We start from the raw sequence: 7,963 nt of genomic DNA, 5'->3' as shown, positions 1-7,963 counted from the left end.
GCTCGCCGCCCGGGTGCCGATCCGCAAGGCGGCGCGGAGCGGCAACCTCCTCTGCATCGGCGCGGCGCTGTCGCTGCTGCTCGTGGACCGCACCGGCATGCTCGGCGTGGTCAGCCTGATCGTGCCGCTCTTCGCCTACGCGGTGGGCGTCGGCCTGCTCAGCCCCAACGCGGTGGCGGGGCTGATGAACGTCGACCCGCACGCGGCCGGCTCGGCGTCCAGCCTCTACGGCTTCACGCAGATGACCTTCGGGGCGCTGTTCACGGTCGCCGCCTCCGCGTGGCCCGCGACCTCGGCGACGCCGGTGGCGCTCGCCCTGCTCGCGGCCGGCCTGATCGCCGCGCTGGCGCTCCGGCGGGCCTGACGGGACCGCGCGCGACGGCGGCGCGGGACCGTCTCCGTCACCGCGTCGGGCCGAGCGCCTCAACGGCGCCCGACGCGCCGGCGCCGAAACCGTCGGCCAGTTCCAGCCACAGCAGGCGCGCCGGGTCGACCGGCCCCGGCAGCGTCAGGCGCCCGGGCGGGACCGGCGTGAAGCCGAAGCGGGCGTAGTAGGGCGCGTCGCCGACGAGGATCACCAGGCCCTCGCCCGCCCGCCGCGCCCCGTCGATCGCCGCGCGGGTCAGGGTGCCGCCGATGCCGCGGCCCTCGAAGCTCGGATCGACCGCCAGGGGGCCGAGCATCACGAACGGGGTCGCCCCGGTCCGCACCGGACCCATCCGGACCGAGCCGACGAGGAAGCTGCCGACCGAGGCGGTGATGCCGAGGTCGATCCGCTCGGCCGCGCCCTCGCGGAGGCGGTAGGCGGTGCGGGCGAAGCGGCCGGGGCCGAAGGCCCGGGCATGGAGGCGCTCGATGGCGGGGGCATCCTCCGGCCGCTCCGGCCGGATGACGAGGGACAGATCGGTCACGGGGTGCTCGCGGGTCGGACGGCCGCCGCGTAGCAGCGCCGGGCCGGACCCGCAAACCGTCGCGCTACTCGGCGGCGGCCAGCGCGGGCCGTTCGCCGCCCTGCGTCAGCCTCAGGAAGCCCAGGGCCGAGAGCCAGATCACCGCGCCGCAGGCGGAGGCGACGCCGAGGACCAGCGCGAAGCCGCCGCGGTCGTGCAGGAGGGCGATCGCCGGCACCACGAAGCCGCTCGCCGTGAAGCCCACGAAGTACCGCACGCTGTAGGCGCGGGCCCGGTAGGCGGGCGGGACGTAGCGGGCGATCATCGCGTCGTTGATCACCACCTGCCCGTAGATCGCCGTCATGGCGAGGACGAGCCCGGCGAGCAGCGGCAGGCCGGTGGAGACGGCCGCGATCCCGAGCCCCAGCGGCTGCAGCACCGAGAGCGCCACGAACAGGGACGGCAGGCTGTAGCGGTCGATCAGCCGGCCCATGGCGAGCTGCATCAGCGCCCCGAACAGGAAGACGCCCGTGGCGAGGGAGCCGGTCAGCGCCAGCGGCAGCGCCTGCCCGACGCCCTCGTCGATCACCTTGGGCAGGCTGATCGTCGTCAGGTTGAAGGTCAGGCCGCCCGCGAAGATCGACAGGGCGAACATCGCCATGAGGGCCCAGGGCCGGGTCACCGGGATCACCGCCGCGCCGCCGGCCTTCCTTCCCGCGGCGTCGCCGTCGCCCGGGACCAGCGCCACGAACGCCGCCCCGCAGGCGAGGCAGACGAGGCCGGGAACGACGAAGGCCGCGCGCCAGCTGATCGTGGCGGCGAGCAGCGCGGTGAGGCCGGAGGCGGAGGCCGCGCCGAAATTGCCCCAGACGCCGTTGATGCCGAGATCGTGCCCGAGCCGGCGGGCATGGGTCACCAGCATGGCCGAGCCGACCGGGTGGTAGATCGCCGAGGCGAGCCCGAGGACGCAGAGCCAGAGGGCGAAGCCGAGCGGCGTCGAGGCGCTCGCGACGCCGAGGCAGGACAGGCCGTAGCCGAAGAAGAACACCGCCAGCATGTTGCGCCGCCCGAACCGGTCGGCGAGCGAGCCCATGGGCAGCGAGCACAGGCCGAAGGCCACGAAGGCGCCGGTGGCGAGCCCGATCAGCTCGCCGTAGCCGAGCCCGGTCTGGGCCGCGATGGCGATGACCGCGGTCGGGTAGATCAGCAGCACGAAGTGGTCGAGGGCGTGCGCGACGTTCACGAAGCGCAGGGTGCGGCGGGACAGTGTATCCGAATCCATCGCGGCGTATCCTCCGGGACGGCACCCTGATAGCCTGACCCGATGGCGGTGTTGGGCCGGATATGTACGCGAACGGGCCAATGTTGACGGGGGCGCGCGCCGCCGCGGGGCGGTCGACAGAGGCGGCCGACTATCAGGACGTACCCCGCCCGGTCGCGGTGATGCCCAAGACCTACGCGGCCGGGATGCATCTCGACCGGCACTTCCATCCCCGCGCGCAGCTGCTCTACGCCACGTCCGGGCTGATGATGGCCTTCGCGGACGACGGCACCTGGGTCGTTCCCGAGGGGCACGCCCTCTGGATCCCGCCGCGGCTGCCGCACGCGGTCGCGACCCACGGCGCGGTCTCGATGTGCTCGGCCTATCTCGATCCCGCCGCGGTCCGGTCCTTCCCGGCGAGTTGCCGGGTGATCGCGGTGTCGCGGCTCATGGCCTCGGCGCTCACGGCGCTGGCGGAGGAGCCGGTGCTCTACGCGGTCGACGGCCGCGGCGGCCACCTCGCCGCCCTGGTGCTCGACGAGATCGGCCGGGCCCCCGCGACGCCGCTGGCGCTGCCGCTCCCGCGCGACCCGCGCCTGCGCCGCGTCTGCCTCGCGCTGATCGAGGATCCGGCCTCGGAGGCCGATCTCGACGCCTGGGCCGACCGGGCCGGCGCGAGCCGCCGCACGCTCACGCGCGGCTTCCGTGCGGAAACGGGCCTCAGCTTCGGCGACTGGCGGGCCCGGGCCCGCGTGATCCGGGCGCTGGCGCTCGCGGCCGAGGGGCGGCCGCCGCGGGCGGTCGCGGCGGCGGTGGGCTACCGAAGCGCGCAGGCCCTGCGGACGACCGTGGCGCGGGTGCTCGGCCCGGAGCGCCCGCTCCGCGGCGCCGGGCCGGCTTGAGCGCCGCCTAGGCCGCCTGCCGGGGCTCGTCGAACAGCTCGTCGGCCGGGCCGAAGAACTCGAACTTCACCCGCTCGGCCGGGACGCCGCGGCGCAGCAGGCCGGTGGCGAGATCCCGAAGGAACGGCTTGGGACCGCACAGATAGTAGGTCGCTCGGTCGTGCGGCGTGTGCTCGACGAGCCAGTCCGCCGTGATCAGGCCCTTGACGTCGTAGTGCTCACCCGGCCGGTCCGCGGTTTCGGGCTCCGCGTAGAAGGTCACGAGCCGCGCGTTGCGGGCCCGCGCCGCGAGCGCCCGGGCGTGGTCGCGCAGGGCGTGCACGCGGCCGAACAGGGCGCCGTGCACGTACCAGGTCGGCCGGTCCGGGCTGTCCGCCGCGATGGTCTCGAGCATGCTGATCATCGGGGTCAGCCCGACGCCGCCGCTGACCAGCACCACGGGCGCGTCGCCCTCCGCGTCGAGGCTGAAATCGCCCGCCGGAGCCGCGACCTTCAGCACGGTGCCGGGCTGGGCGTGGTCGTGCAGCCAGTTCGAGGCGATCCCGGCCGGCCGGCCCGGCGCCGCCTCGCGCTTGACGGTGATGCGGTAGGCCCGGTCGCTCGGCGCGCAGGACACCGAGTAGTTCCGCTTCAGCACGCCGCGGCCCGGCAGGTCCAGGAGGAAGCCGAGATACTGGCCCGGCCGATGCCGCAGCACCGGGCCGCCATCGGCTGGGACCAGGACGAAGGAGCGGATCGTCTCGCTCTCCTGGGTCACGCTCTCGACCACGAAGTCGCGCCAGCCGTTCCAGCCGCCCGGCTCGGAGGCGTGGTCGCGGTAGATCGCGGCCTCCCGGCCGATCAGCAGTTCCGCCAGGAACCAGTACGCCTCCCCCCAGGCCGCGGCGATCTCCGGCGTGGCGGCCTCACCGAGGACGTCCCCGATCGCGCCGAGGAGCGCGTCGGCGACGTGGGGATAGTGCTCCGGCAGGATGTTCAGGGCGACGTGCTTCTGCGCGATACGCTCCACCGCTCCGGCCAGCACACCGAGATTGTCGATGTTGCGGGCGTAGGCGAGCACGGCCTGGGCCAGGGCCTTCGGCTGCGCGCCGGTCTCGCCGTGATGGGACTGGTTGAAGAGGTCGCGGATCTCCGCGTTCTCGAACAGGCGCTCGTACATGCGCCGCGTGATGGTGAGGCCGTGGGCCTCCAGGGCCGGGACGGTGGCCTTGATGAGAGCGACGGTGGCGGGGGACAGGGGCGCGGGCATGGCACGGCTCAGAAGGTGCATACGATATGCATCTTCTAGCGCGCCCCTCGAAAGGTGCAATAAAAATATATCTTATGGGGCGGCGATCGGCCCCGCGTCGGCGGTGGTGCCGCTTCTCCGCAGGGCGTACGGACGCGGCTCGCGGCGGGCACCGCATCGCCCCACGGCAGAGATCGTCTTCTGGAGTTGAGATGCGCCTGACCCGCTACACGGATTACGCGCTGCGCACGCTGATCTACGTCGGGCTCCACGAGCCCGAGCAGAGCTCCATCGCCGCGATCGCCCGCGCCTACGGCATCTCGGAGAATCACCTGACCAAGGTGGTCCACCAGCTGGGACGGCTGGGCCTGATCCGGACGATCCGCGGCCGGGGCGGCGGCCTCCGCCTGGCGATGCCGCCGGGGGAGATCGTCGTCGGTGCGGTGGTGCGCCAGACCGAGGACGACCTGGCGCTGGTCGAGTGCTTCGGCGGCGGCGCCTGCGCCATCACGGCCCCGTGCCGGCTCCGGCGGGTGCTGGGGGAGGCTCTGGCGGCGTTCCTCGCCGTCCTCGACCGCTACACCCTGGCGGATCTGCTCGGCTCGCCGGACGGCGACGCGATCGCGGCGCTGCTGGGCCTCGCCGGGCCTCCGGGCGGCGAGCCGCCGATGCCGGCCGGTGCCGCGGGCCTGCCGGAGGCCTGACGGCCCGCGCGCCGCGCGGTCAGGTCGCCCGGGCCGAGAAATCGATCCGCGGGTCGATCCAGACGTAGATCAGGTCGGACAGCAGGTTCACCGCGAGCCCGAGCAGCGAGAAGATGTAGAGCGTGGCGAACACCACCGGATAGTCGCGCCCGACGATCGCCCGGAACGACAGCTCGCCCAGGCCGTCGAGGGAGAAGATCGTCTCGATCAGCAGCGAACCGGTGAAGAAGGCCGAGATGAAGGCGCCCGGAAAGCCCGCGATCACGATCAGCATGGCGTTGCGGAACACGTGCCCGTAGAGCACGCGCCGCTCGGAGAGCCCCTTCATCCGTGCGGTCAGCACGTACTGCTTGCGGATCTCGTCGAGGAACGAGTTCTTGGTGAGCAGGGTCGAGGTGGCGAAGGCGCCGATCACCAGGGCTGTCAGCGGCAGCACCATGTGCCACGCGTAGTCGGTCACCTTGTGCCAGGGCGAGAAGCTCTCCCACCCCTCGCTGGTCAGCCCGCGCAGCGGGAACCACTGGTAGAACGAGCCGCCGGCGAACAGGATGATGAGCATCAGCCCGAACATGAAACCCGGGATCGCGTAGCCGATGATCACCACGAAGGAGGTCGCGCGGTCGAAGCGCGTGCCGTCCGCCACGGCCTTGCGGATGCCCAGCGGGATCGAGATCGCGTAGGACAGCAGCGTCATCCACAGGCCCAGCGAGATCGAGACCGGCAGGCGCTCCTTGATCAGCTGGATGACCGTGACGTCGCGGAAGTAGCTGCGGCCGAAATCGAACCGGACATAGTCCCACAGCATCTTGGCGAAGCGCTCGGGCGCCGGCCTGTCGAAGCCGAACTGCTTCTCGAGCTTGGCGATGAATTCCGGGCTCAACCCCTGGGCGCCGCGGTAGCGGGAACTGGCGTCTCCGCCGCCGCCCGACGGCCGGCTGGCGCCGCCGAGGTCGCCCGAGCCGCCGGTGACGCGGGACATGGCCCCGTCGCGCTGGCCCTGGAGCTGCGACAGCACCCGCTCCACCGGTCCGCCGGGGGCGAACTGCACGATGGTGAAGGTGATCAGCATGATCCCGAACAGGGTCGGGATCATCAGGCCGATGCGGCGCAGGATGTAGGCGAGCATGGCGTCAGTCCCGCCCGATCCGCTTGGCCTTGTCGGCGTCGAACCACCACGTCCCAGGGGCGCCGAGGTCGTATTTCGGCGGGGTCGCCGGGCGGCCGTACACGTCCCAGAGGGCGAGGCGGTGGGTCGAGGCGTACCACATCGGCACCCAGTAGCGCCCGGCCCGCAGGACCCGGTCGAGGGCCCGGCAGGCGGTGGTCAGGTCGGCCCGCGACGTCGCGTCGGCGACGGCGGTGAGCAGCGCGTCGATCGCCGGGCTCGCGATTCCCGCGAGGTTGTTCGAGCCCGCGGTCCCGGCGGAGCGGGACCCGTAGGTCTCGCGCAGCTCCGCGCCGGGGGTGAGCCCGCTGCTGTAGCGGCGCGGCGTGACGTCGAAGTCGAAATCCTTCAGCCGCGCCTGGTACTGGGACGGGTCGACCGTGCGCAGGCTCGCCCTGATGCCGAGCAGTCCGAGGTTGCGGATGAAGGGCTGCGTGACCGCCTGGAAGACCGGATCCTCGTCGAGGAACTCGAGGGTCAGGGGCTGGCCGCCGGGCAGCAGCAGGTTGCCGCCCTGGCGGGTGCAGCCGGCCTCCCGCAGGAGCGCGTCGGCGCGCTTCAGCAGCGCCCGGTCCTGGCCGGACCCGTCGGAGACCGGCGGCGCCCAGGCCTCGCCGAACACCTCGGGCGGCAGGTCCTTGAACGGCTCCAGCAGGGCGAGTTCCTCGGCCGAGGGCTTGCCGGTCGCCTTGAGGTCGGAATTCTCGAAGAACGAGGCCGTGCGCGCGTAGGCGCCGTACATCAGGTTGCGGTTCGACCACTCGAAATCGAAGCACAGGCCGATCGCCTCGCGCACCCGCGGGTCGCGGAACGCCGCGCGTCGGGTGTTGATCCACCAGCCCTGCGTGCCGCTCGGCCGCGCGTCCGGCACCGTCTCGCGGACGACGCGACCCTCGTTCATCGCCGGGAAGTCGTAGCCGGTGGCCCAGACCCGGGCGGTGAACTCCTCGCGGAACGTGAAGGCGCCGCTCTTGAACGCCTCGAACGCCACGGTGCGGTCGCGGAAATACTCGTAGCGGATCGCGTCGAAATTGTTCTGGCCGACATTCACCGGCAGTTCGGCGGCCCAGTAATCCGGGACGCGCTCCAGGCCGATGGACCGGCCCGCGTCGACGGCGCCGACCCGGTAGGGACCGGAGCCGAGGGGCGCCTCCAGGGTCGAGGCCTCGAAGTCCCGGCCGGCGTAGTAGGCGGCGGAGAAGAGCGGCAGCTGCGCGACGAACAGCGGCAGGTCCCGGGCGCGGCCCGGCTCGAAGGTCACCACGAGCCGCCCGTCGCCCTCGGCCCGGGCGTCGGTCATGGGACGGATGACCTCGGCGATCTCGGGATGGCCCTTGTCGCGCAGGAGCTTGAGGCTGAAGGCCGCGTCCCGCGCGGTCAGCGGCGAGCCGTCGTGGAACCGCGCCTGCGGGCGCAGCGCGAAGGTGTACGTCAGGCCGTCCGGACTGACCGTGACGGCGCGCGCGACCAGCCCGTAGAGGGCGTCCGGCTCGTCGAGGGCCCGGACCATCAGACTGTCGAAGGTCAGGTTCATGCCGGCGGCCCCGTCGCCGCGCAGCACGTAGATGTTGAGCGTGTTGAAGGTGTTGAGCGACTGGTTGCCGGTCGTCGCGGCGAGCTGCGCCGAGAAGCGCCCGCCGCGGGGCGCCATCGGATTGACGTAGTCGAAATGCGCGAAGTCGGGACCGTATTTCAGCTCGCCGAAGCTGGACAGGCCGTGGCGCTCCGCCCCCTCGGCCGCGCGGGCGCGGCGCCACGGCGGCATCGCCGCGAGGGCGCCGGCCCCGAGGACCAGGCCGCGCCGGGTCGGCAT

Annotated in this window: 7 protein-coding genes and 1 pseudogene; 3 read left to right on the top strand and 5 right to left on the bottom strand. The window is 72.8% G+C overall.

All coding sequences use genetic code 11. The features are described from left to right. Positions 1-364, top strand: a pseudogene (locus ACTJK8_RS14680) (multidrug effflux MFS transporter); the annotation flags it as partial. A 37-nt stretch (positions 365-401) separates the two neighbouring features. Here the strand turns inward: ACTJK8_RS14680 and ACTJK8_RS14675 are convergent. Further along, complete coding sequence (locus ACTJK8_RS14675) at positions 402-911, bottom strand: GNAT family N-acetyltransferase (protein ID WP_012320582.1); 510 nt, start codon at positions 909-911, stop codon at positions 402-404. Between the two features lie 64 nt (positions 912-975). Next, positions 976-2,172 (bottom strand): MFS transporter, encoded by a 1,197-nt coding sequence (locus ACTJK8_RS14670; protein WP_012320581.1) that lies wholly within the window; start codon positions 2,170-2,172, stop codon positions 976-978. Positions 2,173-2,234: 62 nt separating this feature from the next. On the opposite strand from ACTJK8_RS14670, the gene ACTJK8_RS14665 reads away from it, so the two are divergent. Next, positions 2,235-3,053, top strand: coding sequence for an AraC family transcriptional regulator (locus tag ACTJK8_RS14665; protein ID WP_012320580.1), 819 nt, complete (start codon positions 2,235-2,237; stop codon positions 3,051-3,053). Positions 3,054-3,060: 7 nt separating this feature from the next. Here ACTJK8_RS14665 and hmpA read toward each other — a convergent pair whose 3' ends face one another. Beyond that, on the bottom strand, positions 3,061-4,302 hold the full coding sequence (gene hmpA / locus ACTJK8_RS14660; protein ID WP_182177735.1) for an NO-inducible flavohemoprotein: 1,242 nt from the start codon (positions 4,300-4,302) through the stop codon (positions 3,061-3,063). Positions 4,303-4,493: 191 nt separating this feature from the next. On the opposite strand from hmpA, the gene ACTJK8_RS14655 reads away from it, so the two are divergent. Beyond that, the gene (locus ACTJK8_RS14655) at positions 4,494-4,985 is read left to right on the top strand and encodes an Rrf2 family transcriptional regulator (protein ID WP_012320578.1); all 492 of its coding nucleotides are present in this window, start codon (positions 4,494-4,496) and stop codon (positions 4,983-4,985) included. 19 nt (positions 4,986-5,004) lie between these two features. On the opposite strand, the gene ACTJK8_RS14650 is transcribed toward ACTJK8_RS14655, so the two are convergent. Together ACTJK8_RS14650 and ACTJK8_RS14645 are read right to left on the bottom strand one after the other, a co-directional pair. After that, positions 5,005-6,111, bottom strand: coding sequence for a microcin C ABC transporter permease YejB (locus ACTJK8_RS14650; RefSeq protein WP_012320577.1), 1,107 nt, complete (start codon positions 6,109-6,111; stop codon positions 5,005-5,007). A gap of 4 nt (positions 6,112-6,115) precedes the next feature. Continuing rightward, positions 6,116-7,963, bottom strand: coding sequence for an extracellular solute-binding protein (locus tag ACTJK8_RS14645; RefSeq protein WP_043343275.1), 1,848 nt, complete (start codon positions 7,961-7,963; stop codon positions 6,116-6,118).

The sequence above is a fragment of the Methylobacterium sp. 22177 genome (assembly GCF_052045615.1).
GTDB lineage: Bacteria > Pseudomonadota > Alphaproteobacteria > Rhizobiales > Beijerinckiaceae > Methylobacterium > Methylobacterium radiotolerans.
This window is presented reverse-complemented; position numbering and strand designations above follow the sequence as displayed.

Bases quoted from the DNA above. Each gene is read 5' to 3' on its own strand.
- ACTJK8_RS14670 (WP_012320581.1), bottom strand. From the start codon at position 2,172: ATGGATTCGGATACACTGTCCCGCCGCACCCTGCGCTTCGTGAACGTC.
- ACTJK8_RS14665 (WP_012320580.1), top strand. From the start codon at position 2,235: ATGTACGCGAACGGGCCAATGTTGACGGGGGCGCGCGCCGCCGCGGGG.
- hmpA (WP_182177735.1), bottom strand. From the start codon at position 4,302: ATGCCCGCGCCCCTGTCCCCCGCCACCGTCGCTCTCATCAAGGCCACC.
- ACTJK8_RS14655 (WP_012320578.1), top strand. From the start codon at position 4,494: ATGCGCCTGACCCGCTACACGGATTACGCGCTGCGCACGCTGATCTAC.
- ACTJK8_RS14650 (WP_012320577.1), bottom strand. From the start codon at position 6,111: ATGCTCGCCTACATCCTGCGCCGCATCGGCCTGATGATCCCGACCCTG.
- ACTJK8_RS14645 (WP_043343275.1), bottom strand. From the start codon at position 7,963: ATGCCGACCCGGCGCGGCCTGGTCCTCGGGGCCGGCGCCCTCGCGGCG.